Genomic DNA, 20,731 nt, shown 5'->3' with positions numbered 1-20,731 from the left:
CCTCCATCAAATTGTGTATTTAATTTGCACAATTTTTCATGTATGATTGGAACATCTTACAAACTCAGGGGAGAAACAGCATGAAAAATAACTTACGTACGCTACATCCGCTTAGTTGGACGATCATCATCGGCACCATATTTGGCCGAATGGCGACGTCCATGAGCATTCCTTTTTTGGCCGTTTATTTAACACAAGTCAAAGGCGCCTCAGCTTCTTCTGCTGGATTAATCATTGCCGTTAGCTCTCTGATTGGGATCGTTGCGAGTTTTTACGGTGGATATATTTCTGATCGTATCGGAAGAAAAAAGGTCATGCTTCTATCAATCTTCGGTTGGACACTTGTCTTTGTTGGCTTTGCATTTGCAGATGCCATTTGGGTCTTCTTTATCATGAACGCTTTAAACGGACTGTGCCGGGCACTGTTTGAACCAACATCTAAGGCACTCTTATCTGATGTCACCCCATCAAGTATTCGGTTGTTTGTGTTTAATTTACGGTATACAGCCATTAACATTGGTGTCATTTTCGGCCCGCTGCTTGGCTTATATCTTGGGTCATCAAAAACGACTTTTCCATTTCTCGTCGCTGCCCTCATTTACTTGTTATACGGATTAACGCTGGCATGGCAATTTCAAAAGCATCCAGTGGCTGCTCCAGAAAGCACCAAACAAATCGGTGTCAAAAAAGCTCTTTCCATTATTCAGAAAGATACGGTCTTTAGCATCATCCTCATTGGCGTTACTTTATGTTCGTTTGGCTATTCGCATCTCAGTTCAACACTGCCTCAATATTTATCGGCATCGCCTATGATTGAGGATGGCCCTAAGCTATTTGGTTACCTTTTATCCTTAAACGCTGTTGTTGTCATTGTCATTCAGTACCCGCTGATTATGATCGCCAAGCGCTATTCAACGATTTTGTCGTTAACGACTGGGAACTTGCTTCTAGCAGGCAGTTTGTTTGCCATTGCTTTTTCACAAAGTCTCGGTGCGCTTGCTTTTATCATTGTCGTGTTTACGATTGGTGAAGTACTGCTCTTTGCAATGATGGATCTGTTTGTGGACAATATTGCAAAACCTGAAATGAAAGGATCATACTTCGGCGCAATGGGGTTTTCTCAGCTAGGCAGCGTCGTCGGACCGTTTGTCGGAGGATTGTGTATTGATTTATTTGGTGCATCCCATCCCCTTTCCATTTTTTCAGTCTTGGCGATTGTCACTGCTGCAGGCGTTCCGTTCTTACTCATCGGATACTACCGCCTAAAAAAACGAACGGCGGCTGCCGTCGCTGTAAAAGTAAGTGGAGGTCACTAAAAAAACCGCTCTCGTTTGAGCGGTTTTTCTTTATACTCGGCGGATGGCGATCTCTTCCACCTTATGCTGATCGCCTTTTTTTAAAATGAGATCAGCTCGATATTTTGTCGGTAAAATATTTTGATATAAATTAGGGCGATTGACAGTATTCCAAATTGTGCTTGCCATGTGATCTGCCTCTTCATCCGTCAAATCTTTGTATTGATGAAAGAAGGATTCAGGGTCTTGGAAAGCTGTTTCCCTCAGCAAACGGAACCGTTCTTTATACCATGATTGAATTTGCGCTTCAGCAGCATCTACATAAATCGAAAAATCAAAGAAATCTGATACAAACACACGCGGTTCATCCTTCAGATCATCCAGCGCTGGGGATTGCAGCACATTGATTCCTTCAATGATGACAATATCGGCATCTTCCACCGTTTCATACACACCTTCAAGCCGGTCATAAGTCAGATGCGAATATACCGGGGCATGCACGGTTTGTTTCCCTGATTTTAATTCGTTTAAAAAAGACAACAAGGCTTTGACATCATAGCTTTCCGGGAAGCCTTTCTTTTCCATGAGTCCTCGATCCTTTAATTCTTTTTGAGGATACAAAAAGCCATCTGTTGTCACAAGACTCACTTTCAGTCCATCTCCAAGCCTCGATAAAAGTGTTTCGATGATACGGGCCGTTGTGCTTTTCCCGACAGCCACACTTCCAGCAATCCCAATTAGAAAAGGAATTTTCGCATGATGCGGGTAGTTTAAAAAGGCATTCACATGCTGATTTTTTTGTTTTTCTGCAAAAACATGCAATGTCAAAAAACGAATAAGTGGTATGTAAATATCTTGAACTTCTTCAAGCGATAAATAGTCATTTAATCCTTGAAGTGCTCTTGCTTCCTCTTCTGAAACAGATACCGGCATATATTCTCCAAGAGCAGACCAAGCCTCTCTTGTATGACGTGTATATAAAGTATTAAAATCTAGTCGTGTGTCACTCAAAGTCTTTCCCACCAATCTTCACTAAACTCGTAACCAAAAAGACGATAATCCGATTGTAGCTTAAAATGAAGGCGCTGTCTTTATTTTTCAACTAAAGTTTGCTTCTTTTGCGAAAAAAAGCATTAAAAAAAGGAAAATGAGGGTAAATAAGAGTATTCAGTTCGATAGATAGAAGGGAGCACACCAAATGAAATATGTGATCATTGGCGGAGATGCAGCAGGAATGAGCTGTGCTATGCAAATATATCGAGAGGACCCGGATGCACATATTGTCGCTTTTGAAAAAGGAGAGATTTTCTCATATGGACAGTGCGGCCTCCCCTACTTGATCGGCGGTCTCATTGATCACCACAGCAAGCTGATTGCACGCAGTGCTGAAACATTTCGCGACAAATACGGAATTGATGCTAGATGCTTACACGAAGTGACCTCCATTGACCCAAAGCAAAAAATGGTGTCAGGGGCTCATACGAAAACAAAAGAATCCTTTACCGAAAGCTATGACCGCCTCTTAATTGCGACAGGAGCAAGCCCCGTCACACTGAATTTAAATAATCAGCCGCTAGAAGGCGTACACGTATTAAAAACCATTCCGCATGCGCTGTCCATTTTAGACCACTTAAAACAAAATATCACACATGTCACCATTATCGGCGGTGGATATATCGGCTTAGAGCTGGCTGAAAATTTAAAAGCACTGGGGAAAAATGTACATATCATTCAGCGGGGTTCAACACTTGGTCCGGGCTTTGACCCCGATATGGCAAAGCACCTGAAAGAAGAGGCGGATGCCCAAGGCATTCACGTGACTCTCGGGGAAACCGTGCAGACATTAGAGGGCGAGTCACGTGTCACAGCTGTTCAAACAGACAAACAAACCATAAGAACAGATATGGTCATCATGGCCATCGGCGTCACCCCGCAAACCTCTTTTTTAGACAAAACAGGAATCAAACGACTTTCAAATGGTGCCATTATTGTAAACGAATACATGCAAACCAATGTAAAAGACATCTATGCTGCCGGGGATTGCGCAGCCACTTATCACCGCATCAAACAATCACTCGATTATATTCCGCTCGGCACAACGGCGAATAAACAAGGAAGAATCGCTGGTTTTCATATGACGGGAACAAACCGGGCGTTTCAAGGCGTGACTGGAACTGCCGTCATGAAATTTATGAGCATGACAGCAGGACGAACGGGTTTATCTGAAAAGGAAGCACAAGCAGCTGATATTCCTTTTTCCACCATCACCATTGACAGTACAGATCACGCTGGATATTATCCAGATGCGCAAAAAATGAAAATCAAACTGCTTTACAGAAGTGATGACTACACCTTGCTCGGTGCCCAAATCATCGGAAGAAACGGTGTAGATAAACGGATCGATGTGATGGCAACTGCTCTTTACCAACAGCTAACCATAACAGATCTTGAAGATTTAGATATTAGCTATGCACCGCCTTTTAACAGTGTGTGGGACCCGCTTCAGCAAGCAGCAAGGCGGAGATAAAAAGACGGTCACAATGGCGGGCTTACTTCAAAAAAAAGAAACCAGTTCACGACCGGTTTCTTTTTTATTATTTTTTCATCATCGCTTTGCGTGCTGCTTTTTCAAATAAAAATGGGAATAATTGATACAATTTACTGCCAGTGTTCATCCATCCAGGCAGATTAATCTCTCTTTTTTTCGTCATCATAGCGGATACGACCTTCCCCGCCACCTTGTCCGCACTAAGCATCATGAATTCAACATTCTTCACATATTCACCGCTGCGATCGGCGATGGTAAAGAAGTCAGTGGCAATCGGGCCTGGATTCACTGTGGTGACGTGAATGCCGATGTCTGACAGCTCCATTCTGAGGCTGTTTGAAAAGCCAAGGACGGCATGCTTGGATGCAGAATAAATGGCTGATTTCGGGGTGGCAATCTTTCCTGCCTGAGAGGCAATATTGATAATATGTCCGTGTCCTCTTTGTTTCATCTCTGGAATGACCTTTTTCGTGCAGGCGATTAAACCAAACACGTTTACTTCAAACATCGACACCATTTCCTCAATGGAGGCATCTTCAACGAGATCAAACGCACCAAAACCGGCATTGTTCACCAAAATGTCAACAGCCCCCACTTCTTTATATGCGCGATCAATGTCCTCAAGATGACTGACATCTAGCTCCACGATGTGACACACCCCGCCAGCACTCATAATCTTTTCTTTTACACCCACCAGCTTTTCAATTCGTCTTGCTGAAATAATGATCTCTGCGCCTTCTGCTGCTGCCAAGTACGCCATTTTTTCACCAATGCCGCCAGATGCGCCTGTAATCCATATTCTCTTTCCTGTTAATCGCCCCATGCGTTTCACTCCTTAGTTTGCCCTGTAATAGAGAATTCCATCTTTTTGCACTTCTTCAATTTGTCCAGCTTCTAAGAGGACATCCAGCTGCCCAACAGTCTCTGACATCGTTAAAAACAAGGCCTCTTCATACAGCACTGGAAATAGCTTGCGGCAAAGATGAAAGGCAGTCATTTCTTTTCGTTTAAGCAGCTGATACATCGCATTTGCCCGTTTTTCTTGTTTCTTAAATCTTTCTTCGATCAATTCATGATGAGACGTGATGAGCTGCCCGTGTCCTGGATAAATCGTCTTGATCGGCAGATGAAGTAATCGATTGAGTGATGCTTTATATTGAAGCAGCGATTTTTGGCGTTCCTCCCCTTCATACGGCGCTTCCATTAACGGGTTTGAGGAAATAGTCGTCAAAAGAAGGTCTCCACCAATGAAGTGGCCCGTTGTTTCATCTAGAAAGGAAAGATGAGATTGTGCATGTCCCGGTGTTTCCATGACGAAAAAATGTTCATGCCCTTTCAACCGATCGCCTTCTTTGATGACGTCATCTACATGTGCAGTACAGGAATATGTATAAGATTGCTTCACGATTCTTTCACACTCATCAGGGCGAAGCGGCACACCTAACTGCTGAAAAAAGTGTTTCGTAAAAGCAATTTGATGCTCTTTAAACACAGGGTCCTGGCTAATATACGGCTCATTTACCTCATGTCCGATCACACGAACATGAGGCTTCATCAGATTTAAAAGACCGACATGATCTGCATGATGATGGGTCAACACCACTTGATCAATATCGTCAATTGATAAACGATGCTCATGTAATTGCGTGACAAAGGCGTGCTCCGCCTCTTCTGTCATCGGCCCGCAGTCCACTAAAGTCACAGCTTCTCCTTTTAAAATATATGCATGTACATCCCCAACAGCAAAAGGGGTCGGGATAGATAATTGAATGATGTCTTCTTTCACTTTTTTATGTCATCTCCTGCTTTTTGACTCATGATTCATTGTCACTTCGTCTTCTTTATTCATTGTATCCTGCAAAGGGCAGACTGTCATGCGGTTTAGGCGGTCAATTTTTTTATCTGTCCCTATTGACACAAACTTGTCCATCGTTGCATAATGAACAACAAATATAAAATGCGTGATGACAAGGATTAGTAAGCAAAATAATGATGCAAGAGAGTGAGGTCCGCCGGCTGTAAGACCTCACCATCCTCTTATTTGCTGAACCTGCCCTTTGAGCTGTTAGGCAAACCTAAACGTTTCCCGCGTTAAGGGACTAGAGCTGAGTATGCATATTTGCATGCTAATTGAGGGTGGTACCGCGAAAAACCTTTCGTCCTTTTCAGGCGAGAGGTTTTTTTATTTTCTACAAGGAGGAGCGGCTTATGAGTAAAATTGGATTTATTGGTGCAGGCTCAATGGCAGAGTCGATGATGAAAGGTTTATTAAAAAGCGGCATCATGTCAAACGACGATATTATTGTCACAAACAAAACGAATGAAAAACGTCTAGAAGAATTAAAGGTGCGTTATGGGGTCAAAACGGATTTCTCTCGTTCTTTTATTTATGAAGAAGCGGATATTCTCGTATTTGCTTTAAAACCGAAAGATGCTGAAAGCGGGATATCTGAAGTTCGGCCTCATTTACAAGGGCAGCTGATCATTTCTATTTTAGCAGGCATCTCAATTGAAACGATCCAACACAATGCTGGCGAGAAGACTGCGGTGGTTCGCGCGATGCCAAATACATCAGCCGCCATTCAGCAATCAGCAACAGGCATTTCTGTCAGTCAAGAAGTGACAGAGGATCAAAAGAATAAAGCAATCGAGCTGTTTGAAACGATCGGTCATGTGACGGTATTAGATGAATCACAGCTTAATGCTGTTACAGCTATTGCAGGAAGCGGTCCTGCCTTCATTTATCATTTGATTGAAGGAATGGAGCGAGGCGCTTCAGAACTTGGGATGGACCAAGCAACAGCGAAGCTGCTCATCTGCCAAATGATTGCGGGTGCCGCCAACATGCTTCAAAGCAGTGGTAAAGAACCTGCTGAACTGCGCAAAGAAATCACAAGTGAGGGCGGAACGACAGAAGCCGGCCTGAACACACTTGCTGCCTATCGATTTGAAGAAGCCGTTGTCGATTGTGTCAAAACCGCAACAAAACGAGCAGCAGAATTAAACGAAATGTTTTCAGCAAGCACTTATAAATGATAGAGAAAAGCACCTGTGTTGATGACAGGTGCTTTTTGACATACGCATCTATTTTTTCTCACTAGCAACTTGATGCAAACTGCCTGTTTCACACTTCGGTGCTTTTTTAGAAATGGCTTGTTCTAATAAAGAATTACGTGCCTGATAAAAATTCATATCGATTAACCATTCTTGATGCTTCACTAATTAGCACCTCCTCATGCAGATGATTCACTCATTGACATGATGGCTTTGATTTGATCGAGATGATGTAGTTCATGTAAGGCGATCGTTTCAGCTAATATTTGCACTGTCATCACCCCTTCTTCAGGATGCAGACCTGATTGCTCCCATGTATCGTTTTCTAATAGATGAAGTGTCTTGCTTCTTCTCTCTTTCAGTCTTTTAATCAATGCTTTGATTTCCTGTACGTTAAATCTTTCGTAAGCTCTTTCCTTCACATACATTTCAGGATCATACGATTGAAAAGGCGTATGGTCATTTGATATTGCTTGCTTTATTCGCTCTGACCAGACTTCTTCTGTATCATACAAATGCCCTGCAATTTGCTTGATCGACCACTTGCCCTCTCCCAAAGATTGATCTAGTGTGTGCTCATCACATGTCCCCACTAGCTGTTCTAGTTCACGGATACTTTCCTGAAGCGATGTAGTAATTTCTGTTTTTGTTAATTTTCCAGTTTCCATTTCATTCTCACCATCCTCTTCAAATAAATGTAAGTCATATTCTTTATCATACTCTATTTATCTAAGTCGTCGGATCGTTTATTTAAAAATAAAAAGCCCTATCATCACGATAGGGCTCTTCATCATATACTTACTTTTTCTCTAACAAAGCATGAATCGCTGAGTCTAATAATTCTGGCAAAATGCCAAATGAGAACGGGATGTGCAGGCGCTCTGTCCATTTGTGTGGGTCCTTTCCTAATGGACCCACGTTGATGACTGGAACGTAAAGTGCTCCCTTTTCTCCTTCCGGTAAAGAATAGCCTTTCTGATAAAGCGGCATATTGGTCGTGTAATGCCCTACGTCCTGTTTTTCGAGCTGTAAGTAACTTAAATCAGACAATCCCGGAAAATATTTCACTTCTTCTATTTCAAGACCATAACTCTTCTTCGCCTCAATTTGAATCCTCTTTAAGGTTGCTTGGATATGCGGATCTTCCGTTGAGGAAACCGCTGGATAAAATGGCGGGCTATAAAATAGAACAATGAGCGGCCCATCTTCCTTACAAAGCGTCGTCAGCTCAGAGACGATTTTGGTTGAAAAATCACGATCTCCAAGCTCACCTCGATTGGCAAACGCATAGTTTACAATGCGTTCAACCTCCTGTTTACCTGAGCGTTCAGCAGCTTTTTGATACAGCTCATGATACGTGAGAACGGTGATTCTCGTATCAATCGGTGTAAATGGTTTAAAGCGCTGAAAATCTGCTGTTTTTTGTTTGAGATCAGCTTCGATTTGGTCTGCTGCTTGTTTCGCCGTGTCATAAAGAAGCCCATGCAGTTCTTCACTTGAACGATTCATCATCAGCACATTAAATAAAGAAACAGCTGTGTGAGGTGTTTGAACGGAATAGGCTTCTTTTAAATCCTTTTGCATTAGGTTAGTTGGGGGCGGCGTGACTTCCCCATCTACTTCCTCACAATAATCACTATTCAGCTCTAACAGCCGATTTAATGCAGATACCATAAAATTCGCATTTAAGCCTGAGAACGGCTCTCCTACATGTGTTTCAATTCCTTTGCAGAAAAATCCGGCCAGCACCTTCCCTATACTGCCTGTATACATATAATAATGTTCATCACCTGGATACTTTTCAAACATAGGCTCACTGTTTAAGCACGCGGTATAGTCAAGGTCATGCTTTTCCTTAAGCTCCTTTAGTTTTGGAACAGCTTCAAGCATTCCTTGAGAATTCACTTCTTCATCTGGGACTGTGACGAGTAGGACATTTCCATCAAATGTCTCTGCCATCGCTCTTTCCAGCATAGACAGCTGTACAGTAAGACCTGCCTTCATATCCATGGCACCTCTTCCAAACAACCAGTCACCTGAAGCTAGATCTTCTCTTGCTCTTTTTGGGAGAAGCGCACTTTTTTGAGAAAATGACGCCATTAACTCCTCTGGCTTGCATGCCATGTTTTGAAATTCACCGTAATCTTCTGTATCGACAACATCGAAATGACTAAGCAGCAAAACGGTACGAGAAAGAGAACGGCGCTTTACAAGCGCCGTTAAATAATACCGGCCATCTTTCATCGGATGCAAAGCCAAATGATCAGGATTCTGCTTGTAATAAGGCCGCTCCCTCAGTAAATAATATAAATATTCAGCTAACGCAACTTCTCCAGTTGTACCCGATATGCTTTCATACTGCATAAGAGCTGTGAGCAGTTCCTTTCGTTCACTCTCTGTTTGCCATTTCATTCGTTCTCCCCCTTTGCTTTCTCTATTTCTCCATTATACAAAAACGTGTATAAAAGCTATATTCTTTGAGCACCTTTTATGACGAAAGTTTGATTGGCTGTTATAATCGGCTATACAATTCTATGAGGAGGCGAAGGTATTTGGAAACAAAACTCTTTTCACCTTGGACATTAAAAGGTGTTACGCTCAAAAACCGCATCGTAATGTCCCCGATGTGTATGTATTCATCCTATGATCGGGATGGGAAATTACAGCCTTTCCACTTTACACATTATATTTCCCGTGCCCAAGGTCAAGCTGGCCTGATCATGGTGGAGGCAAGTGCCGTTTCCCCCGAGGGAAGAATTAGTGATCAAGACCTCGGAATTTGGAGTGATGAGCACATTGAAGGCTTCGCTTCATTAAATGAACAAATCAAAGCATACGGAACCAAGACAGCCATCCAGCTGGCTCATGCAGGACGTAAAGCTGAACTAGATGGTGACATCCTAGCACCATCTAGCATTCCATTTGATGAACAGTCTAAAACCCCTGTCCAGATGTCCGTCGATCAAATCAAAGATACTGTTCAGGCGTTTCAGGATGCAGCAGTCCGGGCAAAAAAGGCCGGCTTTGACATCATTGAAATTCATGGGGCGCATGGCTATTTGATTAATGAATTCCTTTCACCGCTGGCAAATCATCGAACAGATGATTATGGTGGTTCACCAGAGAACCGTTATCGTTTCTTAAGAGAAGTCGTCGATGCAGTCAATGAAGTATGGGACGGCCCATTATTTGTCCGTGTGTCGGCTTCTGATTACACGACAAAAGGACTTGATATTGCTGATTACATTGGCATTGCTACATGGCTGAAGGAACAAGGTGTCGACTTAATCGATGTCAGCTCAGGCGCTGTCATACAGGCGAAAATCAGCACATTCCCTGGCTACCAAGTGACCTTCGCAGAAAAAATCAAAGCAGGTGCCGGTATTCAAACAGGTGCTGTCGGTCTGATCACATCTGGTGTACAGGCAGAGGAGATTTTACGAAATCAGCGTGCAGACTTAATTTTGATAGGCAGAGAATTTTTACGGGATCCATACTTCCCAAAAACAGCTGCTGAAGAGCTTCGTACATCCATCGAAAGCCCGCGTCAATATGACCGCGCTTGGTAAAAATGCATAGGAAAAAGGTGTCTATTTTTTGAAATAGGCATCTTTTTTGTTTTTAAGAGAAACATATCTGCCTTTTGTGCCGTCTTTTAGCTAAAGAACCACTTAGAGGAGATGGAAGAATGAACTCGGCAATGATTGAAAGAATGTATCATATAGATGGACATCATTTTTATACAAAACATCGTCAGGGCAAAAGGCAAGCCACCATTATCTTTGAAGCAGGCTACGGCATTTCGGGTGATACGTGGTCGAATATGGCCCGTGATATCGATCCTGAGCTTGGGGTTTTCTTATATGATCGATTAGGAAATGGAAAAAGCAGTGAGAGCAGTGAAGGAAGAACATTGCATGATCTTGCAGATGATTTAGATGCGCTGCTAAAAGAAGCCGATATCCAGCCGCCTTTTCTCATTGTGGCTCACTCATTTGGCTCTCTTGTCAGCCGGTTATGGGCAAGCCGCAGAGGGGATGACGTCATTGGCATGGTGCTGTTAGACCCAGCAAGTGAGGAGCAAGAGCAGGTGATCCTGCCGCTTTTATCAAAGGAAGAACGCACCTCATATATGGCGCAGTTTACAGCAGAATGTACGCATGAGGATTTTCAGCAAATGCTCAGCACAATGAAAGAGGAGCAAACCCATTATGGGATGATGCCGCTCCTTGTCATTTCATCAGGTAAGAGCCGATTGTTTCATCCAGCACACGAGGCATGGCTCAGACTTCATAAACGGATGCTGTCTTTGTCATCCCAAAGTGGATGGATTCAAGCGCAGAACAGCTCGCACTATATTCATCATGATGAACCGCATATTGTGCAGCTTGCGATCTATGATGTATGGTGCGCAGCCAAACAACCTGTTTCCTATTATCAAACAGCCAATTAAAAACAAAAACTCCTTGACTAGTTTTGCGTCAAGGAGTTTTTTTCTTTATGCCGTTGGAGCTGACTGACTTTTTTTAGACAGCAGCTTTTCAATGCTGACAAGCTGAACACATAATGTAAAGATGTCAATCGCTTGCTCTAGTTCTTCAAGTGATGGGAACGTTGGTGCAATGCGAATGTTACGATCGAGCGGGTCTTTTCCATAAGGATAAGTCGCGCCTGCACCTGTCATGGTCACACCAGCTTCTTTTGCCTTTTGCACAACAGCTTTTGCACAATGATCAAGTGTATTTAAACTAATAAAATATCCGCCATTTGGCTTGTGCCATTCTGCAATGTCCTTCCCGCCAAGTGTTTCATCAAGAATGGAAAGAACGAGGTCAAACTTTGGCTTAATGATCGCTGCATGTTTTCTCATATGTTCCTTCAAGCCTTCTGGATTCTTGAAGAAACGAAGGTGTCTTAATTGATTGATTTTGTCTGGTCCGATCGTTTGAATCGATAATTGTTTTTGAGTGAAGCTCACATTATCCGGGCTAGATGCCATGAGTGCAATACCTGAGCCTGGGAATGTAATTTTAGAAGTAGATGCAAACATAAATACACGATTAGGGTGCCCTGCTTCCTCTACTGCTTGAAAAATATCTTTTAACGTATCAGGCGTATCCGTTAGGTGATGGACTGCGTATGCATCATCCCAAAAAATGCGGAAGTCGTCTGCTTTTGTTTTCATCGAAGCAAGGCGGTCAACCACCTCATCTGAATACGTAATGCCATCTGGGTTGCTATATTTTGGCACACACCAAATGCCTTTAATCGCTTCATCCTCTGCGACCAATTTTTCGACCTGATCCATATCAGGTCCATCAGCTTTCATATCTACCGTGATCATCTCTATGTTAAATAGCTCACAAATGGAAAAGTGACGGTCATATCCTGGGCTTGGTGCAAGGAATTTTACCTTTGGCAGCTTTCCCCAAGGTGTTTTGCTGTCATATACACCGTGGGTCATGGCACGGGCAATGGTATCGTGCATCATATTCAGGCTGGAATTACCGCCGATGATGATTTGTTCTGGCTTCAGATTGAGCACATCTGCAAAAAATGTCTTCGTTTCAGGAAGCCCTGTCAAACCGCCATAGTTACGCACATCTGTGCCATCTTCAGCCGTCATCGCATCCTTTGATGTCACAACATCGAGCATGCCCATAGACAAATCGAGCTGTTTTGGTGAAGGTTTTCCTCTAGACATGTCTAAGTGTAAGTTTTTACTTTTATACGTTTCGTACTCATTTTGTAGTGCTGCATATAGGTCATTTAATTCTGCTTCACTTAACGCTGTAAAACCGCTCATCTTTGATTGTGCCTCCCGTATTCTTCATAGTTTCATTCGTCATTTGTTTTTTCTTCACCATTTTACCACTACCTGAAAAAGAGAGTCATTATAAATATCAAAAAAATCACACAACTTTTTTTGACGTTTCATCCAATTTTTACAGGGTGCGGTCAATGGAAAAAGAAGAGAAATCCTGTGCAGCTTCTGTCAGCGGGAATATATCGCGTGCCTCTTTCAATAGTTGTTTTAGTGCCTCTTCTCCCTGGTAACGTGCACTAATATGGGTCAAAATTAATCTTTTTGCGCCCGCTTCCAGCGCTGTTTTCGCTGCTTGTTCTGTCGTGCTGTGATAATAATTGTAGGCTAGCTCAGCATCTTCTTTACCGAATGTTGCTTCATGGACTAACACATCCGCATCCTTGGCAAGCCTTGTTATATTCTCGCATAAACGGGTATCTCCTGAAAATGCAACGATTCTCCCTTTTTTAGGGGGTTCCAAATAATCGGTTCCATCAATGATTCTTCCATCTTCGAGTGTCACGGTTTCACCATTTTTTAACTTCTGATACAAAGGTCCAGGTTTTACACCGATTTCTTTTAGATCTTCGGCTTTTAATGCACCTGGTACATCTTTTTCTACTACCCGATAGCCGTAAGCTGGAATCCCGTGAGATACTCTTCTTGCTTCTACTTGAAAGGTATCATCTTCAAATACGATCCCTTCATCTATCTCTATGATATGCAGCGGATATGTCAAATGCGTTTGTGTAGCTGAAAGTGCTGCGTTCACAAACGCTTTGATGCCCTTAGGTCCATAGATCGTTAGTTCATCTTCTCCGCCTTGGAAGGATCTGCTCCCAAGCAGTCCTGGGAGACCGTATACATGATCACCATGCATATGAGTGATAAATATTTTCTCAATCTTTCTCGGTTTAATCGTTGTATGTAATATTTGATGCTGCGTCGCTTCTCCGCAATCAAAAAGCCACACTGCTTTTCTTTCTTCTAAAAGCTTTAGTGCAGTGCAAGTGACGTTTCTAGTTTTCGCAGGAATGCCTGCACCCGTTCCTAAAAAGAGCAGTTCCATTACTTTTCCTCCTAAAGCCGGTATACAATATCTTTATTCATATAGAATACATGAAGACAAGGTAAATGTGAATTCAGCGGAATTTTCGAAAAAAGTCAAACGAGAGCAGAAAAAGTCGAATCAAATGTTTGCTTTACGAACAATGAAGCTTTAAAATAAAGAAAATGTACATACATTCTCGGTTTTTACAACAATGCTACGAATAAAGTGAGGTACTTTTCGTGAATACAGAAACTAACAATCCAAAAGCAGTCATTGTCATTTTTGGCGCAACAGGAGATCTTGCCAAACGCAAGCTCTACCCTTCTATACATAGACTTTATCATAGCGGAAAACTTGGCGATCAATTCGCCGTGGTCGGTGTTGGACGCCGTCCGTGGTCTCATGAGGATCTAAGAGCTGTGGTAAAAGAATCTGTTTCTTCTGATGATGCAGAAGCGAAAATAGAGGAATTCAGTTCACATTTTTATTATCACGACTTTGACGTATCAAGCCCTGCTTCCTATCAATCGCTTAACACACTTCTAACAGGCCTTGAAGATACGTACAGTATCCCAAACAACCGGATGTTCTATTTAGCGATGGCACCGGAATTCTTCGGAACGATTGCAAAGTTCCTAAAAAGTGAAGGTGTATCAAAAACAACTGGCTGGTCAAGACTTGTCATCGAAAAACCATTTGGCCATGACTTGCCAAGTGCGAAAAAGTTAAATGAAGAAATTCGAGATGCATTCTCTGAAGATCAGATTTATCGTATTGACCACTATCTCGGTAAACAAATGGTTCAAAACATTGAGGTCATCCGTTTTGCAAATGCCATCTTTGAACCACTTTGGACAAACCGATATATCTCAAACATTCAAATTACATCTAGTGAGTCATTAGGGGTTGAAGACCGGGCCCGCTATTACGAAAGTTCAGGTGCTCTAAGAGATATGGTCCAAAACCATATGCTTCAAATGGTTGCACTTTTAGCAATGGAGCCGCCAATTAAGCTGAATACCGAGGAAATCCGCAGCGAAAAACGGAAAGCATTACGCGCTCTTCGTCCTTTCTCTAAAGATGAGGTCGATCAATTCTTTGTCCGCGGACAGTATGATGCTGGTACGGTTGATGGCGGCATGGTTCCTTCATATCTTGAAGAGCAAAATGTTGACCCGAACTCAAACACGGAAACATTCGTTGCAGGGAAGCTGCTCATCGATAACTTTAGATGGGCCGGCGTGCCATTTTACATTCGTACTGGAAAACGTTTAGAAAAGAAATCTACTCAAATCGTTGTTCAATTTAAAGACATTCCAATGAACCTGTACTATGGTAACGGAAATTCCATGCATCCGAACTTACTCGTCATTCATATTCAGCCAGATGAAGGCATTACCCTTCACCTGAACGCTCGCAAGCTTGATGGCGGTACATTTGCAAAGCCGATTAAGCTCGACTACCAAACAAACCATAATGACATCATGAATACACCAGAAGCATATGAAAAGCTGATTCATGACTGCTTGCTGGGTGATGCTACGAACTTTGCTCACTGGGATGAAGTGGCGCTTTCTTGGAACTTTGTTGATCCGATTTCTGAAAAATGGGCAGAAAACAAAACATTAAAACCAAATTATCCTGCTGGTTCTATGGGACCGAAAGAAGCCGATCAGCTTCTAGAAAAAGATGGGTATCATTGGTGGAATATATAAAATGATATAAAAAAGAGCAGTCTCCCTTGGGGGTTCTGCTCTTTTTTTAACGTCCTGTTTTCGTAATTTCAACCGTTGAAAAGTCGAACTTATCATAGCGATGATGACTAAAGGAGTACTCAAACGGCCGGCCTGTGTTTAAATAAGCAACCTGTTCGACCTCTAGCACAGGATCCGTTGGGTCACAGCCTAAATATTGCTGGTCTAGCTCGTCTGATTTAGCCGCTCTAATTTTCTTATGCGCGCCTGCCACTTTTAAATTCAAATCATTTGATATGTAGCCATAGATGGATCCCAATAAAACCTCTTCATCTATTCCCTTAATAAGATTGACGGGCATAAACGTTTTTTCTAATACGTATGGCTCCTCGTCCACAAGACGGAGACGGATGATGTCATAAATGGGTGTGGTGGAGTCTATGGATAGGTGGGCTGCCACCTCTTTGCTTGGAAAATGGACATCAAAGTGAATGATTTGCGTCGTGACGTTTTTATCCGCCATGACTTTTGTGAACCCTTTATTTTCATGTCCTGACACATTGATTGCCCCTTGATTGAGAGCTGCCTTCACAATAAATGTACCGTGACCTCTTTTTCTAAAGAGGAGACCTTCTGCTACGAGAAGATCGAGCGCACGCTTCATCGTCATTCGGCTGCATTGAAATTCAGCGGCAAGCGAGTTTTCATCTGGAATGGGTTGATCTTCTGGATAATATGCTGTTCCTATTCGTTTTCTGATTTCTTCTGAAATGAGTTCGTACTTTTTCATCTCACACCACCAACTGACTTGTTTTTTCATAGCTTCCTCTCATTCTACACTAAGCCTAGTGAGCTTAAAAGGTACCAGCCATTTTTGTTTCATCCATTTACCGTCACATAAGAAAAATACTTGCCCTTTTCAAGGAAAGAGCAAGTATCTTGATTAAAAACCGTTATTTTCTGATACCGATTGAAACCAGTATCCACTTTTCTTAATCGTACGTTTTCCGTCTTCTTGAAGATCAACTGAGACAAATCCATAGCGATTCTTATAGGCATTCGACCATGACCAGTTATCCATAAAGGTCCACAGATGATAGCCTTTTACATTACTTCCTTCTTGAATGGCTTGATGCACCCATTTCAGATGCTCTGAAATAAAGTCAATGCGGTAATCGTCATGAATCATTCCTTCTTCATCCTTAAACCGCTCTTCTCCTTCAACACCCATTCCATTTTCAGAAATAAAACATTCAATATTATCATAGTCTGTTTGGACTTTTTTCAATATATCATAAATGCCTTTTTCATAGATTTCCCAGCCACGATACACATTCATTTTTCTTCCCGGCATGTCAAATGCATCAAAATAATGATTTGGCATAAATGGGGCATTTGGATGCGGCATATGCTCTTTCGCTTTCACTCTTCTTGGCTGATAATAGTTGATTCCAAGGAGATCGACGGTATTCTCTTGAATGAGCTCAAGGTCTCCTTCTTCCATACTCGGCATAAAGCCTTCTTTCTTTAAGACCTCTACTAGTTTCTCTGGGAAATGTCCCTTCACCGCAGGATCTAGGAAGGAACGGTTAAAGAAAGCATCCGCCATCTCAGCTGCTTCTACATCGCACGAATTCTGGCTTCTCGGATAAGATGGGGTAAGATTAAGGATGATGCCAATCTTACCGCCTTGCTTCAGCTTTTTATAAGCCGCAATCGCCTTCGCATTTGATAAAAGTTCATGATAACCGACCTGTACAGCCTTTTGGAAATCAACTTCGTTTGGATAATGAAAGCTATACATATATCCGCCCTCTACAGGAACGATCGGTTCATTATGGGTAAACCATTTTTTCACCCGGTCGCCAAATAATTGAAAGCACAATTCTGCATAGCTCACATAATCATCTACTACCTGTCTGTTGACCCAGCCGCCTTTTTCCTGAAGTGCCATTGGCATATCGAAATGGTACAGGTTCACAAACGGCTCAATATCTTGTGCAATCAATTCGTTGATCACATCATTGTAAAAAGATACTGCTTCTTCATTGACCGCACCTGTCCCTTCAGGCAAGAGACGTGACCATGAAATGGACAACCGGAATGAATTGTGCCCAATTTCTTTCATCAAACGAATATCCTCTTTATATTTTCGGTAAAATTGAGATGTCACGTTCGGTCCAACGCCATCAAAAAAACGAGTCGGCTCTTGCTCAAACCAATGATCCCAAATATTCGGTCCTTTTCCATCACCAGGAACGCTTCCTTCTGTTTGCGTGGCAGAGGCAGAAGATCCCCACCAGAAACCTTCCGGAAATGTATATATTTGCTTGTTATTTTCCATCGACATGTATTGAGTCTCCTTCACCTTTGATGTTGGTTGTTTTTGTTTTTTCCGTTGTGGTTATTTTTTCATTTTTCACATTCATACGGTCAATAAACTTCAGGAACGGGAACCAAATGACAAACACGATCATCAGGTTAAACAGCTGAAGAAGCCCGCCAGCTAGTGAATTGGTTGCCATGATTCCGCTTATAAAGATCGGCACCGTCCAAGGAATATTCACGCCAGTCGGCGGTGGTACAATGCCTGATGCCATCGCAAAATAAGAAATACATGTAATGACCATTGGCGCCAAAATCCATGGAATAAGAATAAGCGGGTTCATGACAATCGGTAAGCCGAAAATAATCGGTTCATTGACGTTAAATAATCCTGGTCCTAAGCCTAGCTTTGCTACCTGTTTTAATTGCTTACTTTTCAGGAAAATTAAAATCGTAAACACGACAGCTAGCGTCATACCGGTTCCGCCCATGCCAACCGTATAAATTTCGATAAACTGCTTGCTGATGATATTTGGAACCTCACCAGTTTTTGTATAGCTCTCTAGGTTTTGAATGGACAACGTATTCCAAATGGGGTCCATGACAGAGTTGATAATAATTTGGCCGTGAAGCCCAAAGAACCAAAGAATTTGTATAAAGAAAACAGCGATCAAGGTAGGAATGATACCGCTTCCAAGTCCGACAAGCGGTGCCTGAATCGCATGATAAATCAAGTCATGCATGTTTGTTTTGAAGCCTTGTGTAATGATGATATTGATCAGTAAAAAGGTTGTGAGTGTCAAAGTAGCCGGGATCAGTGCAGCAAAAGACTTTGAAACAGCTGGCGGAACCCCTTGCGGCATATTAATGACAAATTTCTTTTGGACAAAATAACGATAAATTTCAGCAGACAAAAAGCCTGTGATCATCCCAAGGAACATTCCCTTTGCTCCTAAACGATCGACTGGGATCACGCCTGCAATAGATGCACCGCCTTCTTGTTCTAGTAAAAATGGCGTTAGAAGTAGAAAAGAGGCTAAAGCAATCACGCCGCCAAAGACAGCTTCTACATCATAGCTTTTCGATAAATAGTAGCCAATCCCAAATACAACAAACACACTCATAATGCTGATGGTCGCACTTGGCGCGATATTCAGTGCAGACTGGACACCTTCCAGTGCGGTTTGACTCATGATTTTATCTAAAAATGGCAAATTCATTAGCACAACCATTATGGAACCAAAAATAGTAAGCGGGAACGCAAGCATAAAGGCATCCCGTAATACACCTAAATAGCGGTTATTGTTCAGTCTCCCAGCAATCGGAACCAAAATGGCACTTATTTTATCAAACATTGGTTTCCCCCCCTTGTTTACACCCTTTATTGTTTAAGCGATTGGAAAATCGGCAGGAGCTCTCCCACAAGCTCCTTCATCGTAATAGTCGACATTAAGTGGTCTTCTGCGTGCATGAGCAATAAGGAGAAAGGCGTTTTCTCCCCGCCTGCCTCTTGCTGTACGAGTTGAAAATGGATGCCATGTGCATGACGTAAATCTGCTTCGGCTTCTTTCATGAGACCAAATGCCTCATCTTCTTGACCTTCTCGAAATTGTTTCAGAGATTGAAGCAATTTGCTGCGTGCATTACCGCTGTGTAAGATCAATTGAAAACTGACTTGTTCCTCCGTAAGCCCTTCGAGTGTTTTCTTTTCCATTCTTTACGCTTCCTCCATCAATGTAACGGCTTGTTCATACGCTTTTTGTCCATCGGCAAGCCCATACGCCTGCATATCGATGACCTCTACTGCAATCCCGTATTTTGTTGCTTCTTTTTGAAGATCCCCTTTTAAAAAGCTCATTTGCGGTCCAATTAACACAACATCCGCATTCGCCATTTCTTTCCTCGCTTGATCTTGTCCAACTGCCCAAATTTCTGCCTCGTCCCCTATTGAGTCGGCATGAGCCTTCATCTTTGTAACTAGTAAACTCGTAGACATTCCTGAACTGCATGCTAATAAAATACGTTTCATTTCTCTCACCCCATTGTTGTAATAAAAGCGCTTCCAGTTAATATTATATATTTTTATTTCTAAATGTCTAGACATTTAGAATGATTTGTCTGTATTTTATATAAAAAAGAGCGTATGTGTGTGTACGCTCTTTTTGTTTCTTCTTATCCTTTTCCTGCTTGGAAGCCAGGATACTTTGTCATGCCGCCGTCCACATAGAGCGTCAACCCTGTCACATAGCTCGCCTCTTTTGACGCCAGCCAGACAGCACATGCTGCTACTTCTTCCGGTTTTCCGATATAACCAATCGGTATAAGCTCAATTACGCCTTTTTTCAATGCTGGATCATTAAATTTTTCAGCATTGATCGGGGTATCAATTGCGCCTGGTGCAATGCTGTTTACGCGGATTTTTTTAGGGGCATATTCTAGTGCCAGCGTTTCTGTTAAAAGCTTGGCGCCTCCTTTACTTGCTGCATAATGGACGAAATGCGGCCATGGAATTTGTTGATGGACCGATGACATATTAATGATCGATCCTTCAATTCCATGTTCTGTCATATACTTCAATGCATCACGACAGCCTAAAAACATACCTGTTAAATTGGTGGACATCACTTTGTTCCAATTATCTAGCGTCATCTCCGTTGAAGGGACTTCATTTTCAATTCCTGCATTATTAATCATGACATCAAGACTGCCATATGTATCGACAGCTTGATCAATCATTGCCTTCATATCCTCTTCCTTTGATACATCTCCTTTAATTTTGACAGCCTGTCCGCCACTTTTCTGAATCTCAGCAATCGTGTCATCTGGGTTTTCTTTGTCGGAGAAATAATTAATTACCACATTGGCTTTTTCTTGTCCAAACCGGCGCGCCATCGCTTGACCTATTCCTGTACCAGCTCCTGTAATCACGACTGTTTTTCCTTCTAAATCTGGATACAT

The 20,731-nt window shown here is 42.3% G+C and carries 20 protein-coding genes and 1 other annotated feature; of the genes, 6 read left to right on the top strand and 14 right to left on the bottom strand.

The features are described from left to right. The first annotated feature begins 80 nt into the window (after positions 1-80). The gene (locus ACQYAC_RS05355; protein WP_058014750.1) at positions 81-1,316 is read left to right on the top strand and encodes an MDR family MFS transporter; all 1,236 of its coding nucleotides are present in this window, start codon (positions 81-83) and stop codon (positions 1,314-1,316) included. Positions 1,317-1,346: 30 nt separating this feature from the next. Here the strand turns inward: ACQYAC_RS05355 and coaA are convergent, their stop codons facing one another. Beyond that, positions 1,347-2,306, bottom strand: a complete 960-nt coding sequence (gene coaA, locus ACQYAC_RS05350) for a type I pantothenate kinase (protein WP_058014749.1) — start codon at positions 2,304-2,306, stop codon at positions 1,347-1,349. A gap of 187 nt (positions 2,307-2,493) precedes the next feature. On the opposite strand from coaA, the gene ACQYAC_RS05345 reads away from it, so the two are divergent. Then, positions 2,494-3,822, top strand: coding sequence for a CoA-disulfide reductase (locus ACQYAC_RS05345; protein WP_061408449.1), 1,329 nt, complete (start codon positions 2,494-2,496; stop codon positions 3,820-3,822). A 67-nt stretch (positions 3,823-3,889) separates the two neighbouring features. On the opposite strand, the gene ACQYAC_RS05340 is transcribed toward ACQYAC_RS05345, so the two are convergent. Next, positions 3,890-4,666, bottom strand: a complete 777-nt coding sequence (locus tag ACQYAC_RS05340; protein WP_180310553.1) for an SDR family NAD(P)-dependent oxidoreductase — start codon at positions 4,664-4,666, stop codon at positions 3,890-3,892. 12 nt (positions 4,667-4,678) lie between these two features. After that, complete coding sequence (locus ACQYAC_RS05335) at positions 4,679-5,629, bottom strand: MBL fold metallo-hydrolase (RefSeq protein WP_268466017.1); 951 nt, start codon at positions 5,627-5,629, stop codon at positions 4,679-4,681. A gap of 169 nt (positions 5,630-5,798) precedes the next feature. Next, positions 5,799-6,010 (top strand) — a binding site (T-box leader). Positions 6,011-6,051: 41 nt separating this feature from the next. On the opposite strand from ACQYAC_RS05335, the gene proC reads away from it, so the two are divergent. Then, the gene (gene proC, locus ACQYAC_RS05330) at positions 6,052-6,879 is read left to right on the top strand and encodes a pyrroline-5-carboxylate reductase (protein ID WP_429942868.1); all 828 of its coding nucleotides are present in this window, start codon (positions 6,052-6,054) and stop codon (positions 6,877-6,879) included. A gap of 48 nt (positions 6,880-6,927) precedes the next feature. Here the strand turns inward: proC and ACQYAC_RS05325 are convergent, their stop codons facing one another. From ACQYAC_RS05325 to ACQYAC_RS05315, 3 genes are all read right to left on the bottom strand, one after another. After that, entirely contained in the window at positions 6,928-7,062 is a 135-nt protein-coding gene (locus ACQYAC_RS05325) for a hypothetical protein (RefSeq protein ID WP_257474626.1), read from the bottom strand. A 14-nt stretch (positions 7,063-7,076) separates the two neighbouring features. Then, on the bottom strand, positions 7,077-7,565 hold the full coding sequence (locus ACQYAC_RS05320; protein WP_058014744.1) for a DinB family protein: 489 nt from the start codon (positions 7,563-7,565) through the stop codon (positions 7,077-7,079). A gap of 130 nt (positions 7,566-7,695) precedes the next feature. Further along, positions 7,696-9,309 carry a M20/M25/M40 family metallo-hydrolase gene (locus ACQYAC_RS05315; RefSeq protein ID WP_058014743.1) on the bottom strand — a complete coding sequence of 538 codons (1,614 nt, stop codon included), beginning with the start codon at positions 9,307-9,309 and terminating at the stop codon, positions 7,696-7,698. Between the two features lie 140 nt (positions 9,310-9,449). On the opposite strand from ACQYAC_RS05315, the gene namA reads away from it, so the two are divergent. Continuing rightward, complete coding sequence (namA, locus tag ACQYAC_RS05310) at positions 9,450-10,466, top strand: NADPH dehydrogenase NamA (protein ID WP_429942867.1); 1,017 nt, start codon at positions 9,450-9,452, stop codon at positions 10,464-10,466. 119 nt (positions 10,467-10,585) lie between these two features. Beyond that, complete coding sequence (locus tag ACQYAC_RS05305; RefSeq protein WP_306010844.1) at positions 10,586-11,350, top strand: alpha/beta fold hydrolase; 765 nt, start codon at positions 10,586-10,588, stop codon at positions 11,348-11,350. Between the two features lie 45 nt (positions 11,351-11,395). Here the strand turns inward: ACQYAC_RS05305 and ACQYAC_RS05300 are convergent, their stop codons facing one another. Continuing rightward, complete coding sequence (locus ACQYAC_RS05300) at positions 11,396-12,703, bottom strand: aminotransferase class I/II-fold pyridoxal phosphate-dependent enzyme (RefSeq protein ID WP_050943801.1); 1,308 nt, start codon at positions 12,701-12,703, stop codon at positions 11,396-11,398. A 139-nt stretch (positions 12,704-12,842) separates the two neighbouring features. Beyond that, the gene (gene rnz / locus ACQYAC_RS05295; protein WP_429942866.1) at positions 12,843-13,772 is read right to left on the bottom strand and encodes a ribonuclease Z; all 930 of its coding nucleotides are present in this window, start codon (positions 13,770-13,772) and stop codon (positions 12,843-12,845) included. A 221-nt stretch (positions 13,773-13,993) separates the two neighbouring features. Between rnz and zwf the strand changes: the two genes are divergently transcribed. Beyond that, a complete protein-coding gene (gene zwf, locus ACQYAC_RS05290; RefSeq protein ID WP_058014740.1) occupies positions 13,994-15,469 on the top strand; it encodes a glucose-6-phosphate dehydrogenase in 1,476 nt (491 codons plus the stop codon). Between the two features lie 46 nt (positions 15,470-15,515). Here the strand turns inward: zwf and ACQYAC_RS05285 are convergent, their stop codons facing one another. From ACQYAC_RS05285 to ACQYAC_RS05260, 6 genes are all read right to left on the bottom strand, one after another. Further along, entirely contained in the window at positions 15,516-16,238 is a 723-nt protein-coding gene (locus ACQYAC_RS05285; protein WP_003215808.1) for a GntR family transcriptional regulator, read from the bottom strand. Between the two features lie 153 nt (positions 16,239-16,391). Next, positions 16,392-17,798, bottom strand: a complete 1,407-nt coding sequence (locus ACQYAC_RS05280; protein ID WP_429942865.1) for a glycoside hydrolase family 1 protein — start codon at positions 17,796-17,798, stop codon at positions 16,392-16,394. Next, positions 17,782-19,128 carry a PTS cellobiose transporter subunit IIC gene (gene celB / locus ACQYAC_RS05275; protein ID WP_012010487.1) on the bottom strand — a complete coding sequence of 449 codons (1,347 nt, stop codon included), beginning with the start codon at positions 19,126-19,128 and terminating at the stop codon, positions 17,782-17,784. The genes ACQYAC_RS05280 and celB overlap by 17 nt, the downstream gene beginning before the upstream one ends. 26 nt (positions 19,129-19,154) lie before the next feature. Beyond that, positions 19,155-19,487 (bottom strand): PTS lactose/cellobiose transporter subunit IIA, encoded by a 333-nt coding sequence (locus ACQYAC_RS05270; RefSeq protein ID WP_429942864.1) that lies wholly within the window; start codon positions 19,485-19,487, stop codon positions 19,155-19,157. A 3-nt stretch (positions 19,488-19,490) separates the two neighbouring features. Further along, positions 19,491-19,802: a PTS sugar transporter subunit IIB gene (locus ACQYAC_RS05265; RefSeq protein ID WP_144462771.1), complete on the bottom strand. Its 312-nt coding sequence runs from the start codon at positions 19,800-19,802 to the stop codon at positions 19,491-19,493. A gap of 143 nt (positions 19,803-19,945) precedes the next feature. Further along, complete coding sequence (locus ACQYAC_RS05260) at positions 19,946-20,731, bottom strand: SDR family oxidoreductase (protein WP_144462769.1); 786 nt, start codon at positions 20,729-20,731, stop codon at positions 19,946-19,948.

Origin of the sequence: Bacillus sp. MM09(2025) (assembly GCF_050496725.1) — a bacterium.
Lineage (GTDB): Bacteria > Bacillota > Bacilli > Bacillales > Bacillaceae > Bacillus > Bacillus pumilus.
This window is presented reverse-complemented; position numbering and strand designations above follow the sequence as displayed.

What these genes read in the sequence shown, in the direction of transcription:
- ACQYAC_RS05355 (WP_058014750.1), top strand. Translation starts at nt 81, where the DNA reads ATGAAAAATAACTTACGTACGCTACATCCGCTTAGTTGGACGATCATC.
- ACQYAC_RS05345 (WP_061408449.1), top strand. Translation starts at nt 2,494, where the DNA reads ATGAAATATGTGATCATTGGCGGAGATGCAGCAGGAATGAGCTGTGCT.
- ACQYAC_RS05340 (WP_180310553.1), bottom strand. Translation starts at nt 4,666, where the DNA reads ATGGGGCGATTAACAGGAAAGAGAATATGGATTACAGGCGCATCTGGC.
- proC (WP_429942868.1), top strand. Translation starts at nt 6,052, where the DNA reads ATGAGTAAAATTGGATTTATTGGTGCAGGCTCAATGGCAGAGTCGATG.
- ACQYAC_RS05320 (WP_058014744.1), bottom strand. Translation starts at nt 7,565, where the DNA reads ATGGAAACTGGAAAATTAACAAAAACAGAAATTACTACATCGCTTCAG.
- ACQYAC_RS05315 (WP_058014743.1), bottom strand. Translation starts at nt 9,309, where the DNA reads ATGAAATGGCAAACAGAGAGTGAACGAAAGGAACTGCTCACAGCTCTT.
- ACQYAC_RS05305 (WP_306010844.1), top strand. Translation starts at nt 10,586, where the DNA reads ATGAACTCGGCAATGATTGAAAGAATGTATCATATAGATGGACATCAT.
- ACQYAC_RS05300 (WP_050943801.1), bottom strand. Translation starts at nt 12,703, where the DNA reads ATGAGCGGTTTTACAGCGTTAAGTGAAGCAGAATTAAATGACCTATAT.
- rnz (WP_429942866.1), bottom strand. Translation starts at nt 13,772, where the DNA reads ATGGAACTGCTCTTTTTAGGAACGGGTGCAGGCATTCCTGCGAAAACT.
- ACQYAC_RS05285 (WP_003215808.1), bottom strand. Translation starts at nt 16,238, where the DNA reads ATGAAAAAGTACGAACTCATTTCAGAAGAAATCAGAAAACGAATAGGA.
- ACQYAC_RS05280 (WP_429942865.1), bottom strand. Translation starts at nt 17,798, where the DNA reads ATGTCGATGGAAAATAACAAGCAAATATATACATTTCCGGAAGGTTTC.
- celB (WP_012010487.1), bottom strand. Translation starts at nt 19,128, where the DNA reads ATGTTTGATAAAATAAGTGCCATTTTGGTTCCGATTGCTGGGAGACTG.
- ACQYAC_RS05270 (WP_429942864.1), bottom strand. Translation starts at nt 19,487, where the DNA reads ATGGAAAAGAAAACACTCGAAGGGCTTACGGAGGAACAAGTCAGTTTT.
- ACQYAC_RS05265 (WP_144462771.1), bottom strand. Translation starts at nt 19,802, where the DNA reads ATGAAACGTATTTTATTAGCATGCAGTTCAGGAATGTCTACGAGTTTA.
- ACQYAC_RS05260 (WP_144462769.1), bottom strand. Translation starts at nt 20,731, where the DNA reads ATGTATCCAGATTTAGAAGGAAAAACAGTCGTGATTACAGGAGCTGGT.